Below are 17,189 nucleotides of genomic sequence, written 5' to 3'. Positions count from 1 at the left end.
CCGATGACCGAGTACGGAGTCACCGACGAGGGGTTCGTCCTCAAGCCCTTCGACATCCTGCTGCAGGAGGGCGTCGACCGGGTCAGGGCCGTCCTCGGCGTCGACCTGACCAGCACCAGCCCGGTCCGCAAGCTCCTGGAGGTGGCGGCGCACGAGGACGCCGAGGTCTGGAAGCTCATGGAGGACCTCTACTACGCCAACTTCGTTTCCACCGCGTACGGCGACGCCCTCGACCTGCTCGGCGAGGACGTCGGCCTGGCACGCCGGGACCTCTTCAGCGAGGGCACCGTCCGGTTCACCCTGGCCGGGGCGGCCCCGGGGCGGGACTACGTCGTGCCGGAGGGCACGGTCGTCACGACGGCGGCCGCCCCGCTGCGGGCTTTCGCCACCACGGCGGCGGCCCGGCTGAACGCCACCGCCCCGACCGCGGACGTCGCCATCGCCGCGGTCGACCGCGGCGAGGAGTACGACCGGGGCAGGGACACGATCACCGTCGTCGACCCGGTCTGGCAGCAGGTGTACCTCGGCGACTTCGCCCCGGCCACCCTGGCGGTGACCAACCCCGTCCCCACCACCGGCGGCGGACGGCGCGAACCCGACGAGGTGTACCGCGCCCGGCTCACCGGTCTCGCCCGCGACCTGTGGACCCTGGACAGCGTGCGCCAGGAGGTGCTGGACGTGAACGGCGTCGTGGACGTCGTGCTGTCCGACCCGCTCGGCGGCGTGGACGTGTCACAGAGCTACTTCGACGTGTTCGCGTTCGACCAACGACTGTTCAGCACCGAACGCCACGTCGGCGAGCCGTACTTCTTCGACGTGCTGGTCGCCCACGACTACCGGTGGCCGTGGCGGACGACCGGGCCGGTGCCCGGGGTGTACGAGCGCGTGTCGGCCGCAGTGGACCGGGTTCGTCCGGTGGGCGTGCACGCCAACATCGTCGAGGCCAACCACATCGACACCGGTGTCCGCGCGACGGTCATCGTCGAGGCCGGGTCCGACAGCGCGGCCCTGCAGTCCGCGATCCTGCGACGGCTGGCCGCCGACATCGGCGGGCTGCGGCTCGGCGGCGACGTCAGGTACTCGCACGTGATGGCCGCCTTCGTCGAGCAGCCCGGCGTCGTCGACGTGCAGCAGCTGCACCTGCGGCGGTGCCCGCCGGCGTTCGGACGGATCACCTTCGGCGCGGTACCGCACCAGAGCGCGGTCGTCGAGGCCGCAGTCGGCGAGAACCTGGTGATGGGGCCGACCGAACTGGCCGTCTTCCGGCCGGACAGCGTCCTGATCGACCTCACGGTGGTGGTCCGGTGAGCACGCTGGCCGCGGTCCGGATGGCACGCCACCTGACGGCGCCGTTCGGCCGGGGCGCGGACTCGCTCGCGCTGACGCTTCTTCCGGGCTCTGGACCGGCCACCGCAGCGATCGCCCCGTACGACTTCGGGGACCACCGGGCGACCTTCGGGCACCCGGCCGAACCGGCCTACGTGCTGGCGCTGTTGCGGGACTGCGAGCACGCCACCGTGATCGGCCTGGAGCTCGCCGGGCCCGGTAGCGCCGAGGGCCCGGCTTCCGTCACCGTTCCGGCCGGCACGCGGGCCGGGACGTCCTACGTCGTGCGGCTCCCGGCCGGGGCCACCGAGGCGACCCGGCTGACCCGCCTGGTGACGACGCCGGCGCCGGCCGTCGGGAGCGCCGCGGAGCGCTGGTCGCTCACCGCGTTGCTCGGCACGACCGGCAAGCTGCTGTGGGCCCTCGGCGCCGAGCGGGACCAGCTGCGCCACCAGCTCGGCCGGACTCTCGCGCAGCGCCACCTCTCCAGGGCCACCGGCGCCAGCCTGGACCTCATCGGGGCCGACCTCGGAGTGCCACGCTTCCCGCCGCTGCCGTACGGCTTCGACCAGCACGTCATCGCGCTGTACCACCTGGACGACGAGGCGGGCGCGACCCCGCAGGTGAAGGACCTCATCGGACGCTACCCGGGGCGCACCGGCCACGACGGCACGATCAGCGGTCCGGTCCTGCCAGGCAGCCCCGGCCGGTACGGGCGGGCCTTCCGCTTCACCGGCCCCGGGGCCGTGGTCACCGTGCCGAGCAGCCCCGACTTCGACATCGGGCCGACGGCGGACGCCACCGTCGAGTGCTTCGTCCGCCCGGACCCTGGCCCGTCGGACGGTCTGCTGCTGACCCGGCACCCCGACCCGGCGAGCGCCCTGGCCGGCTGGGTGCTCGGCACCGGCGACTTCGGCCGCGGGCTGCCCCGGAACCTTCGGTTCGCCGTGGGTGACGGCAGCACCACCGTGGAGTTGTTCGCCGATCTGTCCTTGCCCACCGACCGGTTCAGCCACGTCGCGGCGGTGCTCGACCGCGGCGCGGGCCAGGTCACCCTGTTCGTCGACGGGAAGCCCCGGGACCGGAAGCCCGTCGGCGGCTCCTTCGGCGCGGTCGGGAACACCGCCCCGCTGCTGATCGGCGCCGGAGGCAGCGGATTCCTCGGCACGATCGACGAGGTGCGGCTGTCCGCGGTGGCCCGCGCGGACTTCTTCCCCGCCCTCGGCGAGAGCGACGCGCACTACTTCCGGCGGCTGCGGATCTTCCGCCGGTGGACCCTCCCGACGCCCGCCGGCCTGACCGAGGCCCTCAACGCCACTGTCGGCCCGATCGGGTCGGTGAAGGACCCGCTGGTGGTCGACGACACCAACCGGCGGGTGGTGCGGGGCACCCACGTCGTCACCGTCGTGCCGGTGAGCCTGCTGCCCGGCGAGGCCATCGACCGGGACGGCCGGCGGCGGGTGGCGGAGGCCGACGCCGTCGGGACCGCGGCCGACGAGCAGCTCTTCGATCCCGCGTACCTGCTGCGGCACGCGCGGGCCGACGTCGACTACACGCCTCCGCCGCCGCGTGAGCTCCGGCCGTACGAGCCGCCGCCGGACCCGCACCGCATCCAGCTCGTCGTCGAGGAGCCGCTCGACCGGCTGGCCGGCTTGGTGGCGGCCGAGGCTCCGGCCGGGCGACTGCGGGTGGACTCGGCCTTCGACCCCCGGGCCGAGGACCTCCGCGCCACCGGGCGCGCCCTGACGCTCCGCCACAGCACCCTGCCCACGGGTCGACTGGCGGCGCTCGCCCACCGGGCGGGCTTCGACTTCGTCCGGTACCTCGGTGAGGCCGACCTGGTGTACGCCGCGTGCGAGGTGGGCGACCGCCTCGGCATCGACCTGACCCCGCCCGGCGCCGGGGCGGCCGAGCTGACGGTGGATTCGGCCGTGCAGCTGGCCGTCCGGCCGGCGCTTCCGGCGGACGCGTTCGTGCGATGGCTTACCGTCCCGTGCGGTCCGGGCCGGGCCACGGTCACCGAGGGACCGGCCGGGACGGCCACCCTGAAGGCCACCGCTCCGGGCGGCGTGGTGGTCAAGGTCGACGTCAGCCGGGGCGGCCACACGCTCAGCGCCACCCGGACCCTCCGGGCCGGCCCGGCCGAGCTCGCCGATGGTGCGCAGATCGCCGCGGACGGCACGCTCGGCGCGCCGCCGAGCGTCGTCGGCGGGCCCGATCCGGACTTCGATCCGGTGTTCCTGACCCGGCACGACGATCCCCGCGTGATCTACGGGACCGATCCGAACCACCACCTCGTGCAGTACGGGACGGCGCGGCGGCTCGACGCACTGCTGGCCGAGCTGGACCGGCAGCGGATCACCGGACAGCTGACGGTGGCCGGCGCCTTCGATCCCGGCGGCGACGCCCCCGCCGCCCAGGGGCGGGGGCTCACCGTCCGGCACGGCGGCCTTACCCCGGGCCGGCTGGCCGCGGCGGCCCACGCGGTCGGCTTCGGCCACGTCCGTCGGGCCGGGGCGGACGTGGTGCTGCGGCACGCGGCGGAGCCGCTGGTCGCCGTGGAAGGCCCGGACACCGTTGCCGAGGGTGGGTCGGTGGACCTGCGGGTCGTGCCGCCGCCCGGCGCGTTCGGTGCGGACGCCCGCCTCGACTGGGCGTCCGGGGCGCCGGCGGACGGCCTGGCCGACTGGAGCACCACCACCCAGCCGACGCCGCGGCTGACCGGGGTGCGGGCGGGCAAGGTCTGGGTCCAGGCCGCCTACCTGCTGGGCGCCGGGCGCGCGCCCTACACCTTCGAGGTGCGGCTGCGGCCGGAACTCCCGGCGGACACGGTCATCTCCAAGGACCAGTACGACCTGATCATGAACATCCTCAACACCCTGCACCCGATCGGGGTCGAGGTGAGCACGCGGGCGATCGGCGAGCACGTCATCGAGGTCCGCGGCGACGCCCTGGCGGCCAACCCCGACCACACCTTCCCGAAGTTCCGTGTCCGCAGCGGGTCGCCGCGGCGGGCCAAGGAGACGAGCCCATGAGCGGAGTCAGCTTCACCCCGACCTTCCACCACACGGACTGGGTCGACAACGTCGACCGGGTGCAGGCCGGCGGGCCGACCGGCTTCAACGTCCGGTTCCGGACCCTCGAGAAGGACCTCGGGGCGGTGTCCACGGCCGTCGGCCAGCTCGATACGGCCATCGCCGCCCTCTCGGTCCGTCCGCCGGCCAAGCCCACCTCGATCACGCTGAGCCCGGCACTCGTCCCCGTCACGCCGACGCCCGGCTGGAGCCACGACCAGACCGGGATCGCGGTCCGGCCGCAGGGGGCGGCGAGCGTCTTCGGGCTCATGAACGTCCCGCTGCCCGACCAGGTCCGGCTGCTGTCGCTGCGGGCGCTGGGCACCAACACCGGGGCGACGGCGATCGTCCGGGTCTCGCTGCTGCGGGCTCCGCTGGTCCCCGCGGCCAACACGCCGCCCGACCGGCTGGTCCGGGTCTCCCCGGACACCAATCCGTTCGACCGTACCGACACCGTCACGGACCAGAACCTGGCCCGGGTCAACATCAGCCAGTTCCGCTACTTCCTCCTGGCGACCGTGGACAGCGCCGTCGCCGCCGACGTGATCACCCTCGCCGGCTTCCAGATCTCCTACATCGCCGACTGAACGACCCGACCGCACGCCGAAGGAGAGCACCATGGCCGGCAACCTCTACATCCGGGTGGCCGCGGGCGACACGGGCTCCCGCCCGTTCAACGACTGCCACGACGCCTGGAAGAACGAGAGCATCTGGCTGGATCCGCCGCGCCCCGACGACACCACGGCCGAAGTGGGCCAGCCGAGCGTCATCAAGGTCCGGGTGCGCAACCTCGGGAGCACCGACCTCCCGTTCGTCCGGGTCCACGCGTACGTGTCGTCCCCGCAGATCGGGCTGACCAGCCCGGCCCAGTCGATCGCCGACTTCATCAGCGCCCCCCAGACCGTCCCCCCGGCCCAGACGGCGCCGAACGGCGTCGTGTTCGACTGCGGCCCGTGGACGCCCACCGCCGCCCAGCTCGCCGCCTCCTCCAACGGGGGGCACCTGTGCCTGTTCGCCAATGCCTTCCAGGACAGCAACCTCGCCGACCCGCCGTTCGACGGCAAGGACCTGACACCGGGTACGGACACCTTCCACGTCTGCGACGACGCCCATCAGGGCCAGCGCAACATCACCCTCTGGGCGGTGGCGAAGGGGATGCGGCAGCTGCCCGCGATGGGCTTCCGCGTCAGCCCGCTGCCGAAGGGGATCAAGGAGGCGGTCCTGGTGCTCGAAACGCTCAAGGAGGGCGAGTTGGCCGAACCCGGCCTGCACAACGTCCTGCTCTCCCGGCGCGACATCACCCGCGACGAGAAGGGCCGCCTGGTCATCGACACGGGCGAGGGCAAGCCGGTCCCGCTGCGGCTGTCCACCGAGCCGCTCAAGTACGACCTGACGACGGACGGCGGGTACCGCGGCCCGCGGCTGCCGCTCGACCGGGACAACCACCGCCACCACTCGCACGCGAAGCTGCACGTGGAACTCGACCCGAACGACCCGATCGGCACCGTGCACGCCTTCGACGTCGTCCAGCGCACCAAGCAGGGCCGTCACCTCGGTGGAGTCCGCGTGGTCAGCGTGGTGACCGCGACGGGCCGCTGACGGTGCGGGTCGACTGCCACATCCCGATCACGGTGCGCGTGGTCGGCACACCCACGGACGCGCAACTCGACGAACTGACCCGGACGCTGACCCGGGCGGTGCGGGCCCGGATGGCCGAGGCCGAGCGGGAGCTGGCCGCCCGCCTCGGCCGTCGCGCTCCGGGCCCACCGGCCGGGATCCGCGAACGGTACGATCCGGCCCGCCACGGCGACCGCGGCTACGCCGTGGCGTCCTACCAGGACGGCGGACGCCCGCACGGCGTGCCGGTGCGGGCGTCGGACCGGCCGTGGACCGTCCTCAGGACGGTGCACGTCCGCGCGCGCGTCGGCCGGTTCCTCGACTTCGTCGGGAGCGTCAACGAGGGCGGGCAGCTGCCCGAGCGGGTCCTGTACGCCGAACTCCGGGAGGAGACCCGCTGGGCGGGGATCTGGTGGGTGCGGACCGGAAGGGACCGCACCCTCGCCGAGCTGTCCGCCGAACTCTACGAGCGCGCCGCCCAATTGGCACGGATCGGCCCCGACCGGGTACTGGCGGCGGCGATCTGGGCCACCGACCGGTACCGGGCCGCGCTGCTCGCCCTCGACGAGGGCGGCACCCTCGCGGACCGGATCGGCTGGATCGGTCCGCACAACGCCCGCCGGATCGACGGCGAGGGCGCCACCGCCCTCCTCCGGCACGGCGGCTGGGCCCTGTTCGCGTTCATGGCGCTGCCCCGCGTCGAGCTCACCGACCTCGCCACGCCCGCCCCCGACGTGCTGCTGCGACTCCCGCTGTCCGAGGCGGCGTTCTGCATCGACACCGCCGACTTCGAGAACCGCCACGGTCTCACCGCGGCCCAGTACGTGGCCGAGTCCGGCAGCACGCCGGTGCCGGTGTGGCTCCAGCCGCTGACCGTACGCCGACGCACCCCACCGGCCGCGCTCGCCCTGCTCCTGGCCCGCCGGGCCGACCAGCGCCTCCCGGCCGGCGACGGCCAGGAGCCCGCCGACCGGCTCCTCCTGCTGACCGACGCGGCCCTGAGCCGCCTCCCTGCGGCGCTGCGGGAGCGGGCCACCGGCTGGTCCGACCCGGCGACCCGCCGCCTGGACGACCGCGCGGCCGTGTTCCACCTGGAGGCCGGCCAGCGGTGCCTGTACGCCAGGGCGGTGCTGACCGTCGACGAGGAGCGGCTCGGCGCCGCCCGCCACCGGCCGCGCGCCCGCCACCTGGCGGCCCGACTGCGCCGCCTGCTGCCCGGCGACCCGGCCGAGCGCTCCTGGCGCCAGGAGATGGACGACTTCCTGCGCCGCGAGTTCGAGAGCGACCCGCCGGTGGACCGGCCCGCCGGCGGCACCCTGTTCGAGCACGTGCTCACCGCACTGGGCGGGGACTTCGACCGGTTGTACGACGCGGTGGAGGCCTCCCGGCACTTCGGGCTGCGGCACCGCCTGCTCCGGCTCAGCCTGGCCACCTCGTGGGCCACCCACGCCAAGGTGCTGAAGCTGCACGAGTCGCTCACCACCGAACGGCTCACCGGCACCCCCAACGAGTACCGGACCGACCCCGCCCGGATCCTGCTGGACCGCGACCCCCGCAAGACGGTCGCGGTGAACGGCGTCCTCGGCGAGGTCGACTCCCTCTACACCACCCGCCGCGAGCTCAAACGGCTGCGCCCCGCCCGCGCCGCCGCGCTGCGCGAGGCGCTGGACGCGGAACGGGTCGAGCTGGTCGGCCGGATCGCCCGCGGTGAGGACCACGCGAGCTACGACCAGGAGCGGTTCGCCCGCGAGGTGCTGAGCCGCGCCGTCCAGCGGGTGCGGCTGACCGCCGACGACTTCCAGGACGTCACCGTCGAACGCAGCATCCGCCTGCTGGACGTCCGGCAGCAGGAGGAGGGCGGCCTGCCGGCGTTCCAGGTGCGGTTCGAGTTCGTCGAGCGGGTGGTCGGCGAGAAGACCTGGACCCGGGCCGGCGAGCCGGTGTGGGAACCGGCGGGCGGCTTCGACGAGCGCCTCGTCTACTGGCGGCTCGGCCGCGCCGGCGAGGTCTACCAGGCCGCCGGCACCGTCATCGCCGTCATCGGCGCAGCCGCCGTGGCCTGGGAGGCGGGCCTGGTCGCCGCCCTGGTGAGCCTCGGCGGCGGGACGGGGGCGGTCGTCACCGCGATCGCCTTCTCGGAGCTCGTCTACTTCTACCGGGTGATCTTCGGAGACGCCCGGCTGAGCCTGGGCGGCGTCCTCATGGCCGCCCTGGACGGCTACCTGCTCGCGACGGGGTTCCGGCTCGCGGGCTTCCCGGCCCGCTGGATCGCCGAGGCCGTGGGCACCGCGACCCTGCGGCAGGCCGTCGCCGGGTGGGCGTTGCAGGCCCTCGTCAAGGGCACCGTGGGCGGGGCGGCGTCGGCGGGGCTGACCACCTTCGCCCACGACGTGGTCAACATCGCGACCGGCGAGGGCTCCTGGTCCGGCATCGACACGTACGTGCACAACATGAAGTGGGGCGCACTGATCGGGATCCTCGCCGAGTTCGCGCTGGCACCGACGCTGCAGGCGGTCCTCACCGGTGCGCGGGGCGCGCTGACCACGGCCGCCGAGACCGCCGCGCGGCTGCGCGCCGCGGGCTGGGCCGCGCGGGAGTGGGTGCGGGTTTCGACCGAGGCGCTGGCCAACCTGCGGGCGACGCTCGCGACCTTCATGGGCGACGCCGCGGCCCGGGGCTTCGCCAACGCGATCGCCGGCCGGCTGGTCAACGTCGCCACCGAACTCGGCGGCCGCGAAATCGCCCGGCACGTCCTCGAACTCAGCGGCGCCCGGTTCACGGGCGCGGCGAGCGCCGGGCTGGCGCGGCTGCTCCCGGCGCTGGAGGCCGTCGCCCCCGCACGGGCGTACGCCGTCGCCCGGTCGCTCGCGGCGAGCCCGGAGGGGACCGTCCGGCTGTTGGAGGTGCTGGCCACGCTCGACCAGGCGGCGGCCCGCCGGCTGGCCGCCGGGACGTTCGCCACCACCGGGGAGCTCGCCGCCTTCCTGGGGCGGCTGTCCCGGTACTCCCTCGCCGAGCAGCGGGCCGTGCTGCGGCTGCTCGCCGAGCTGGACATCGTGGCCGCCGAACCCGTCGCGGCCGACGCCCCCGCCCAGGTGCTGCGCCGGCAGTTCGCCGCGTCGCTGCGGATCGGTGCGGCCGGGCAGGAGCTGCGGGCCGCCGAGCTGGAGCGGCAGCTGGCCGGCAAGCTGGCGGACGTCCGGACCGCCGAGGCGGCCGGCAACGCCAGGCGCGCGGCCGTGCTCCGCGGCGAGGCCGACGCGCTGCGGGCCGAGATCGGGACCGCCCGGTCCGGGGCCGCCGAGGCGCGGGCGGAGGCCGCCCGGGAGACGGCCCGCCTACCGCAGCTGCCGACACCGGCCGACGTCGAAAGGGCCCTGGAGCAGCTGGAGGCCGGCGCGGGCGCGCGGGGTGCCGGCGCGCAGACCTGGATCCGCCTGCCCGCCGGAGCGCGCTTCCGGGACCACCCCGAGCTGCTGGAGCGGGTGGTGCGCCCGGTCTTCCGCAGCCGGACCGGCAACCGCGTGGTGTTCCGGGTGGAGGGCGGCACCCCGCCATCGGCGAGCTGGGAGCGCACCGTGATCGAAGGAGGCAACGCCCGGGTGGTCGGCGGCGGCGCGCTCAACCTCAACTTCGGGGTGTTCGAGCGGGCCGTGGAGTTCCTGCTCCGGGCGCGGCCCGGGGCACGGCTGAAGGTGTTCGAGGTGGAGGAGGGCTGGTTCCGCGCCCTGCGCAGCCACGCCGTACCCGAGCGGGGCGTGCCGGCCACGCTGACGGCCCGTCCGCCCGGGGCGCCGGTGACCGAGGGCACTCCGCTGCCCCGCCCACCTGGTCTGAGGGAGGTCACCGGCCGGCCGCGCACCGTGGACGTCCGGTTCGGGCAGGACCAGCTCCAGCTCCCGGAGGGGCTGATCCCGGAACTGAACGAGTTCATCGTGCCGGGCAGCGGCAGGGTCGTGGAGTTCAGGCCGTGAGCCGCCGCTACCACCTGCCCGGTGCCGCAGCCGGGGACGGCCCCCCGGGCGAGCGGGAGCGCCTGGCCTCGGCCGTTCGCGAGGCCGTGCGGCGCGCCGTGGAGGCCGCCGGGCCGGGCGAGGTGGTCCCGCCCCGGCCGCGCGAGCGGGCCCGGGAGCGGTTCGACCGCGGCAGGCGGGAGACCGCCGACACGTACACCGTGCCCGGCTACGACGACCGGGGCCGACCGGTGGCGATCCCGCTGGCCGGCCCCGGTGCCCCCGATCGCACCGAGGCGCCGGCCGTGCCGCCCGCGCCCGCCGGGGTGCCGGCACCCGGGGCGGCCCCGGCGTCCGGCCAGGGCGTCCACCTCGACACCGATCGGACCGCCGGCGCCGTACCGGGGCCGGGCCTCGCGGCGATCAGCGGGCTGATCCGGTCCCGGTGGCCGCTCGCCGGCTGGGCGGATCCGGCAGGGGTCCGCTACGGCGCGTACCTGACGGCGGCCGGTACGGCCACCCCGCGCCTGTACTACCTGGCCCCGAGCAGCGAGGGGCCGACGCTGCGCACACTGCGGATCACCAGCCGGGCGCCGGACGGTCCGCACGTCGCGGACCTGCCCAGCGGCGAGTACACCGTCATCGCCCGACCGCACAGCCCGGCGCAGCTCTACCGGGGCACCCGCCGGCTCGACGACCTCGGCAACCCGCAGGACCTCGACCTCACCGTGAACTTCACCGTCCCGGCCATGGACGTGGCGGAGGTGACCGTGCACGCGGCCAGGCGCCACCACCTGTGGCCGCGGCTGCGCATCCTGCGGCCGGACCAGGGCAGCGCCACCGTCGGCGCGGACACCACGTACCTCGCCGAGGTCGAGATCTGGCGGGTGGACGAGGCCGACCGCTGGACGCCGGTGTTCCAACTGGCGCTGGTCTACGCCTTCGTCCGGTTCCACTGGCGGGTTCACCGGATCGAGCACGACCGGCACGGCGAGCGGCGCCGGGTGCCGGTGGACCACCCCCAACCGTTCCGCTCCACCTTCACCCACCGCTTCGACCGCGCCGGCGAGTACGAGGTGGAGTGCGAGGTCCGGCTGAGCTACGAGGACGCCTCCCCGCAGCCGGTGACCGAGCGCCGGACCGACCGGGTCCAACGGCTGGAGGAGAAGATGGCGCTGGAGCTGGCCGCTCTGGAACGGGCCGCCGCCGCCCCCGGTGCCGAACCGGTCTGGTTCACCAGCGCGCAGGCCCTCCTGGACGCGGCCCGCGATCGGCTGCGCCAGGCCGAACGCGCCCCCGTCCGCAACGAGGCGCTGATCCGCGAACTGCGGGACGCGGTGGCGGGCCTGGAGAAGCGGTTGGCCGGCGCGACCGGTGCCGGGCCGTTCCCGGTCCGGGCGCTCTTCACCGACCGCCGCACCGCCCAGACCCGGCCGGTCTCGCTGTTCGTCGGGCCGGCCGCCGAGCAGGAAGGCCCGGGGCACACCTGGCTGCTGATCGACCTGACCTACCCCGCGTTCTACCGGACCTACCGGGGCACCGGCCCCAGCCCCGAGGCGGCGCTGCGGGCCGCGTTCGAGGACGCCCGGACATCCTTCCGCGGCAACTACCCGCCCGGCCGCATCCTGGCCCGGATCGAGTGGCCAGGCATGGACCGGCTGCGCCTGAAGCCCTTCGACTTCGCCACCGACACCGAGAGCTGGCAGCGCACGGCCTGGGAGTGGCTGTCGGCGGTCGCCGCCGGGCTGGCCGTGGCCGGGGCCGCGGCCGCACTGGCGTTCCCGCCGACCTCGGTCGTCGTCGGCGCGATCGTGCTCGCCGGGGCCGTCGCCGGGGGAGTGCTCAGCGCCGTCAGCCTCGCCGAACGGGTGCACCACGACGCCTTCGAATGGGACCGGGAGACCGCCGTCGACCTGGTCTCCCTGGCCACCGCGTTCGCCTCCGTGGGAGGCGCCGTCGCCCGCGGGGCCGCGATGGGCATGACCCGGTCCATCGCCTCCGGGGCGCCGCTGACCGTCGAGACGGCCGGGCGGCTGCACGGGCTGCTGAGGTTCCAGCACGCCGTCCTCTACGCCGACCTGGGGACGCACCTGTCCGACTCCCTCCTGCTCTCCTACGACACGTACGTCCGGCTGCGGGACGTGGACGCGGCGATGGCCGAGGGGACCCTGGCGCAGCTGCAGCAGCAGTTCGGACCGGAGGAGGGCCGGCGGCGGTTCGAGACCGAGCGTTTCACCCGGATCCTCGGCGTGCTGGCCCGGGCGGCCGTCAACGGGCTGCTGACCGTCGTCTCGATGCGCGGTACCACCAAGGCGATCGCCGCCGGGGCGGCGCGGACCGCCGCGGGGCGGATCCCCGGCCTGGACCGCCGGCCCTCGGTGCGGCTGGCCGTGGCGCCGGGCCCGGCACTGCCGGCGTTCCCGGACACCGAGTTCGCCGCGGACCGGACGGGCTTCCGCCGCGGGCAGATCGACGGCGTGGTGGCGCGGCTCGGGCTCGCCGGCAACCCGGCCGCCGCGGAAGACCTCTCGCCGCAGGCCGCGTGGCGGATCAACACCGCCTACGACGCCCTCACCGAGGAGCAGCGGGCGCTGGTCCTCGCCGCGCTGCGCCCGGGCGGAGCCGACCTCAAGCCGTTGCGGACCTTCCTCGGCGACGGCGGAAGCCTCCAGGAGCTGGCCGCGTTCCTGGAGACGCAGCCCGCCCGGCTGCGCAAGCACATCACCACGTTCAACACCCTGCAGGCACGCGCCGCGGACTTCCGCCGGCTCGGAGCGGCCGTCCCGGAGCTCACGGCGTTCCGCTGGGACCCGCAGAACCTGCACGAGCACTTCTACCGCCACGTCCTGGGCCGGGCGAACTACCCCGACGAGGCGTGGAAGTGGGCGCAGCGGCTCGGTATCGCGGAGACGTACGGCCTGGACCGGGCGCGGTACCTGACGATGCTCGGGTCGACCGCGCCCGCCGACGCCGCGCTGCGCGCGGAGATCACCGCGAAGTTCCGCTCGGTGTACGGCGACTACGTTCACGCCGTGCTGGTCCGGTCGGCGGTCTTCGGCCGGTCGGGGCCGGGTGCCGAGCTCATCGGATCGGACGGGGAGCTGCTCTGGGCCGCGAGCCCGGACGGCCTGATCTCCACCGGCTACTTCCCCGACAACCCGGCCCGGTGGCCCGAGCCGGTCGGCACGCTGCAGGGCAAGTTGGAGGCGGCGCTGGCCGAGGGGCAGTCGGTGGTGCTCCTCTTCCGCGGAGCGCCCTGAGCGGTGCCCGCACGGGGTGCGGGTGCCGATTGCGGGTGCCGCGTGCAGCGGCCATGCTGGGGATGAGGGGGCGGTGTCGTCCACGCGTCGGCGCTGCGGGGAAAGGGCGCTCGTATGCCCGTCAATCCTGCTGGAAGCTCGCGAATCCGCTGCGGGGGAAGCGCACGAATCGGAGACGGCCATGGGCACATGGGGCACCGGATCGGCGACGTCGTCAGCCAGGCCGGCCACCGACACGGTCGGTGTCACGGGCCAACCGCGTGGGGTGGCCGTGTCCCGGGACGGCCGCCGCGTCTACGTGGCGGGTGCCAGTGCGGACCTCGTCTCGGTGATCGAGGTCTCCGACGGCCAGGGGGCGGGCGCCGCGATCGCGGTGGGCACCGGCCCGCGCGGGGTGGCCCTGGCCCCGGACGGCAGCCGCGCGTACGTCGCGAACGCGGGCGCTGACACGGTCTCGGTGATCGACACCGCCGCCGGCCTGGTGACGGCCACCATCCCGGTCGGCGGTAGCCCGCGCGGAGTGGCCCTCACCAGCGACGGCCGCCGCGCGTACGTTCCGAATTCCGGCGCGAACACCGTCTCGGTGATCGACACCGCCGCCGGCCTGGTGACGGCCACCATCGCCGTCGGCACCAACCCCACGGGGATCGCGGTGGCACCGGACGGGCTGCGCGTCTACGTCGCCGACGTGGGTTCGCACAGCGTGTCGGTGATCGACACCGTCACCGCCCGGGTGACCGCGACCGTCCCGCTGGACGCGGGCCCGCGAGGCCTGGCGGTGAGCCCGGACGGCCGGCGGGTCTTCGTCACCACCCCGGAGGCGGACTCCGTTTCGCTGATCGACACCGGGACCGACCAGGTCGTCGGGACCGTCCCCGTCGGCACCAACCCGGCGGGCGTCGCACCGGCCCCGGACGGCCGCCATGCCTACGTGGCCAACGCGGGCTCGAACACCGTGTCCGTCATCGACACCGGGACCAGCCAGGTCGTCGGGACCGTCCCCGTCGGCAGCAACCCGGCGAACGTCGCACCGGCCCCGGACGGCCGCCGCGTCTACGTCACCAACGCGGGTTCCGACACCGTGTCCGTCATCGACACCGGCACCAACAGGGTGACCGCCACCATCGCCGTCGGCGTCGGCCCGCTCGGAGCGGCGGTGGCCCCGGACAGCCGCCGCGTGTACGTCACCAACGTCGGCGCGAACACGGTGTCGGTGATCGCCGCCACCGCCACCTACCGGGTCGTGGAGACCGTCGCCGCCGGCGCCAACTGCTGGGCGCTGGCGACCGCTCCGGACGGCAGCCGGATCTACGTCGCCAACGCGGGCAATGTCGCGCCCACCCCCAACAGCTCGGTGTCGGCGATCGACACGGCCACCGACCACGTCGCCCTCACCGTCCCGGTCGACACCCCGGTCACCGTCGCGGTGGCTCCGGACGGGCGGCACGCCTACGCCGCCGGTACACGCAGCGTGACCGTGATCGACACCACGACGGGTCAGGTCACCGCCACCGTCCCGGTCGGCGTCACCCCCACCGGCCTGGCGATCACCCCGGACGGTCGCCGCCTCTTCGTCACGGTCATCGTCGCCGGCTCGGTCTCCGTCATCGACACCACCACCAACCAGGTGGTCCGTACCGTCACCGTCGGCAAGAACCCCACGGCCGTGGCGGCCGCCCCGGACGGCGGGCGCGTCTACGTCACCAACGGGGGCTCGGACAACGTGTCCGTCATCGACGCCAACGGCGGCCAGGTGCTCTCCACGATCCGGGTCGACAACAACCCCATCGGCGTGGCGGTGGCCCCGGACGGCCGGCGCGCCTACGTCACCAACCTCCACTCCCAGTCGGTGTCGGTGATCGACACCGGCACCGGCACGGTCACCGCGACGGTCACCGTCGGCACCAGCCCCTGGGGAGTGGCAGTCAGCCCGGACAGCCGCCACGTCTACGTGACCAACATGGCCGCGCGGACCGTCTCGGTGATCGACGCCGAGACGCTCTGACGACCCGGCTCGATGGGCCTGCCCCTCAGCGTGCGAGCGGGGGTGCGGCTGGCGCGGAACTCACCGGGGAGCGCGCCGGCCACGCGGTGGCACGGTACGTCAGGCCAGAAGACGCTCGATGACCTCGCGGGCACGGGCGTTCGAGGCCGCACCGTTGGGCGGGGACCGGGCAGGGCATCGATCCACCCGCCCGGGTCCACCCGGCGCAGACGGCGCGATGCCCTGCACGCACCTCGTGGCAGATCTCCCCGGCCACCCGGGCCCGTTCCCTCCGCAGCGAGAGCTGCCGGTCGCTGCCGACGCTCGCCAGCTCACCCACGGCCAGCGTCCGGACGCGGCAGTCGGTCCGGATGAGCGACAGCTCCACGGCCACCACCGCCCAGCAGCCGATGCACACCGTCGGCGGGCGCTACCCCGTCACCAGCTCGCCGCCGCACTGCGGCCAGCGTCGTCTGCCCCTGTCCCACGAACCCTGTCGAGGCGGGGAGGCACCCTCCTCCGACGCCGCCATAGGGGTGTGCTTCCCCGTCGGACTCCCAGACCGGTGAACATCGAGCTCGCCGCTCCTCGTATACCGGATGTAGCGGTGAGATTGATCATGGTCTTATGGTTGGCGGCATGGCGCTGCAGCTCTTTGAAGTGAATTTGAAAGCCCGGGACGACTCGGCGTTGGGCCGGTTCTGGGCGGAGGCGCTCGGCTGGAGCGTCTCCAGCGGGGAACCCGGTGCGACCAGCGTGAAGCCTGTGGGTCCCGTCTGGCCGGACCCTGCCGCCGTACGCGTCGACATCATCGCCGTCCCGAACCCCGAAGCAGTGGAGTACCGCGCACACATCGAGCTCGCGACCACCTCCGCGGCCCATCGCGCGGAGTTGGTCGCGCGCCTGAAGGAACTCGGCGCGACGCCCGCCGAGGGGGGACAGAACGACTTGCTGCGGACAGTTCTGGCCGACCCGGAAGGCAACGTGTTCTGCGTCCTGGAGCCTCGGGAGAACTACCGGGACACCGGGCCGATCGCCGCGGTGGTCGTCGACTGCGCGGACCCGCGCGCCATGGCCCGGTTCTGGGGCGAGGCGATGGGCTGGATCCTGCACGAGGTGACCGACGACCATGCGCTGCTGCGCTCCACGAAGGGTGTCGGCCCGTATCTGGAGTTCCTCCGCACGCCCCACCTGGTGGACATGCGGCACCGTGCCCATCTCGACCTGGCGCCCTACCCCTTTGGGCGGGACGGTCAATCGGCGGAGGTGGCCCGGCTCGAGGCAATCGGCGCGACGCTCGCCGGCGCAGACCGGGGCGACTTCCCGTGGAAGGTGCTGACCGACCCGGAAGGCAACGAGTTCTGCGTCCTCGGCCCGGCCTGACGCGAAGCCTCGATGCACGCGCGACCAAGGGGGAACGGAGAGCGGGCCTGGGGATTTTCGCGAATCCTCATCAGTGGTCAGCGGATGCTGTTGAGAAGGATGGTGAGGAGCTCTTCCGGGGCGTCGCGCATGACGTTGTGACCGGAGCGCACGGCGTGGACCCGCCACGAGGAGTCGGTCAGCAAGCGCCGGTAGAGGGGCTCGAACGGGGAGGGCGTGACCCAGCCGGTGGCGTAGATGTAGTCCTTGCGGAGGACGGCGGATAGGTCGTTGCGCAGTCGGACGGCCTTTGAGTAGGGAGGCCAGGGAGTCGTCGCGGGGTGCCGAGCGGCCAATCCTTGTAAACCAACTCACCGATGAGCAGTGGATGTTGATCGAGCCGTTTCTGCCGGTCGGCGGGTTCGGCCCGTACCCCGAGCGGCTGCGGGAGCAGTTCGAGGGGGTGATCTGGAGAAGGGCGCCAGGGGCGGCCGGCCGGTCGGCCATGACTTCGAGCTCTAGTGCTGTGACCGCATAGGTTCGCCGGGTTGGCGCCGGAGGGCCGTATGCCGGTTGGATGTCGTGAGACGTTCAGCTCGGAAGGGGGCCCAGT

General features: G+C 74.3%; 8 protein-coding genes. All 8 read left to right on the top strand.

Annotated elements, in window-relative coordinates:
* Window positions 1-3 precede the first annotated feature (3 nt).
* The 8 genes from ACFVHB_RS34185 (at window position 4) to ACFVHB_RS34150 (ending at window position 16,597) form a co-directional block, all read left to right on the top strand.
* Window positions 4-1,308 carry a baseplate J/gp47 family protein gene (locus ACFVHB_RS34185; protein WP_380329987.1) on the top strand — a complete coding sequence of 435 codons (1,305 nt, stop codon included), beginning with the start codon at window positions 4-6 and terminating at the stop codon, window positions 1,306-1,308.
* The gene (locus ACFVHB_RS34180; RefSeq protein WP_380329985.1) at window positions 1,305-4,361 is read left to right on the top strand and encodes a LamG-like jellyroll fold domain-containing protein; all 3,057 of its coding nucleotides are present in this window, start codon (window positions 1,305-1,307) and stop codon (window positions 4,359-4,361) included. The genes ACFVHB_RS34185 and ACFVHB_RS34180 overlap by 4 nt, the downstream gene beginning before the upstream one ends.
* Window positions 4,358-4,987, top strand: coding sequence for a hypothetical protein (locus ACFVHB_RS34175; protein WP_380329983.1), 630 nt, complete (start codon window positions 4,358-4,360; stop codon window positions 4,985-4,987). The genes ACFVHB_RS34180 and ACFVHB_RS34175 overlap by 4 nt, the downstream gene beginning before the upstream one ends.
* A 31-nt stretch (window positions 4,988-5,018) precedes the next feature.
* On the top strand, window positions 5,019-5,999 hold the full coding sequence (locus tag ACFVHB_RS34170) for a hypothetical protein (RefSeq protein WP_380329981.1): 981 nt from the start codon (window positions 5,019-5,021) through the stop codon (window positions 5,997-5,999).
* Window positions 6,000-6,037: 38 nt separating this feature from the next.
* Window positions 6,038-9,991: a hypothetical protein gene (locus ACFVHB_RS34165; RefSeq protein ID WP_380329979.1), complete on the top strand. Its 3,954-nt coding sequence runs from the start codon at window positions 6,038-6,040 to the stop codon at window positions 9,989-9,991.
* A complete protein-coding gene (locus ACFVHB_RS34160) occupies window positions 9,988-13,230 on the top strand; it encodes a hypothetical protein (RefSeq protein WP_380329977.1) in 3,243 nt (1,080 codons plus the stop codon). The genes ACFVHB_RS34165 and ACFVHB_RS34160 overlap by 4 nt, the downstream gene beginning before the upstream one ends.
* Window positions 13,231-13,501: 271 nt before the next feature.
* Window positions 13,502-15,235 (top strand): beta-propeller fold lactonase family protein, encoded by a 1,734-nt coding sequence (locus tag ACFVHB_RS34155; protein ID WP_380329975.1) that lies wholly within the window; start codon window positions 13,502-13,504, stop codon window positions 15,233-15,235.
* Between the two features lie 618 nt (window positions 15,236-15,853).
* Complete coding sequence (locus tag ACFVHB_RS34150) at window positions 15,854-16,597, top strand: VOC family protein (protein ID WP_380329973.1); 744 nt, start codon at window positions 15,854-15,856, stop codon at window positions 16,595-16,597.
* The last annotated feature ends 592 nt before the right edge of the window (window positions 16,598-17,189 follow it).

The sequence above is a fragment of the Kitasatospora sp. NPDC127111 genome (genome assembly GCF_042677465.1).
Lineage (GTDB): Bacteria > Actinomycetota > Actinomycetes > Streptomycetales > Streptomycetaceae > Kitasatospora.
The sequence above is the reverse complement of the archived record's forward strand: the minus strand, read 5'-3'. Positions and strand labels throughout refer to the sequence as shown.